General features: G+C 58.6%; 2 protein-coding genes. One reads left to right on the top strand and one right to left on the bottom strand.

The genetic code is table 11. From position 1 onward, the window contains the following. Positions 1 to 125: 125 nt before the first annotated feature. Complete coding sequence (locus ACPT9U_RS17655; protein WP_418365514.1) at positions 126 to 575, bottom strand: MaoC family dehydratase; 450 nt, start codon at positions 573 to 575, stop codon at positions 126 to 128. 285 nt (positions 576 to 860) lie between these two features. On the opposite strand from ACPT9U_RS17655, the gene ACPT9U_RS17650 reads away from it, so the two are divergent. After that, on the top strand, positions 861 to 1,535 hold the full coding sequence (locus ACPT9U_RS17650; protein WP_435751912.1) for a nucleoside-diphosphate sugar epimerase/dehydratase: 675 nt from the start codon (positions 861 to 863) through the stop codon (positions 1,533 to 1,535). Positions 1,536 to 1,605 lie beyond the last annotated feature (70 nt).

The raw sequence follows: 1,605 nt of genomic DNA, 5'->3' as shown, positions 1-1,605 counted from the left end.
AACCCAACTACACAACGCCCTGATGAAAATTAAATCATCAGGGCGTTCGTGCGTCTACAAACAACACAAAAGCAAAAAACACCCGTGACCGAAAACACGGGCGTCTTGCGCCTGCTCACCGATACTCAGTCGCGTTTCGGAACGAGCATTTCGGCTTCCCCTTCGAGAACTACGCTGCCACGCACGGTGCATACCGTCGAGAAGATCGCTCGGCGCTTCTCAGCTTTGAGCTCCTTAACCGTCACGCAGGCAACGACGGTATCGCCAACTTTCACCGGCGCCTTGAACTTGAGTGTCTGGGAGAGATAGATGCAGCCCGGGCCGGGGAGACGGGTGCCGAAAACGGCCGAAATCAGGCCGGCTGAAAGCATGCCGTGTGCGATGCGCCCACCGAACATGGTGCTGGCGGCGAACTCTTCGTCGAGATGAACGGGGTTGGTATCACCCGAAACGCCCGCAAACATCAGGATGTCGGCTTCACTGACCGTACGGGAAACCGAGGCGCTCATGCCGAGGTGGAGTTCCTCGAACGCATGTCCATACACGGCTGTGAAATCTCTGGTGGAATCACTCATGGTTTGCTCCTGGCAACTGACTGGAATGCTCGGACCCTACAGGCTCGTTGCACGAAAATCAATCGTGCATGTTGCGCTGCCGCATCACGGTGTAAGAATGCAGTAGGATTGTGCCTGTGCGCAGGGGTGCAAGCGTCCATTCTGGGCGGGGGTGTGATGCCCTTCACATCCATTGAGGAAGGCATTGTCTAGAGTGAATTCATTGTGCCTCGAAAGAACGCGGGGCGATCAATTCTCCGGCGGGACGTAGTTCCGGTCCTGCTGTACCGAAGCCAGGGGTAGTCCATGTTGAAGGTATTCAGTCACTACTTGCCGACGCATGCGCTGCAGCAGGTGTTGTTCGATGCCGCGGTCCTTTTTTCCGTGGTCCTTTGTGCCATCGCAGTCCTCGGTTCGCACGAAGGACTTGAATGGGTGGCGTGCGTGCCCTCGGCGCTCACCTTCGCAGCACTGATGGTGGGGATGAACGCTGCGATGGGGCTGTACCGGCCCTTCTATGAGCGGTCCCGCCGTCAGGCCGCCGTGCGCGTGCTGCTTTCGCTCGTGGTAAGCATCCCCGTTGCGTATTTCGTGTTCCGAGTGCTCCCGTGGGCGGAGATGGCTCCGCTTGCTCTGCAGTGGAGCATACTGGTGTCGTTGGGTGTGCTGCTACTTGCGCGCGGGGTGTTCAATCAACGACGGGCCGCGGGTATGTTCATTCCGCGGGTATTGATCGTCGGAACCGGGCGAGACGCGCGCCAGGTACATCTGGATCTGACTCGTCCGCTTCAGCGCAGCGTTGAAGTGGTCGGTTTCCTGCCCGTCAGTGGCAATGAGCGAATCGAAGTCGAACCCAGGCTGATGCTTCCTCCCGGCAACTTGATGGACGTCGCCAGAAAGCTGCGGGTGGACGAAGTCATCGTTGCGGTCCGGGAACGGCGAGGGGGCGTGCTGCAGGGCCATCGCATTCGAAAGTCATAACCGATGAATCCCCAGCATTTTCATACGGATATCGTCATCCCAGGCCGCCCGCTTGCGCTTGAGTCGCAGG

The organism is Thauera sp. AutoDN2 (assembly GCF_051280715.1).
In the GTDB taxonomy this organism is placed as follows: Bacteria; Pseudomonadota; Gammaproteobacteria; order Burkholderiales; family Rhodocyclaceae; genus Thauera.
This window is presented reverse-complemented; position numbering and strand designations above follow the sequence as displayed.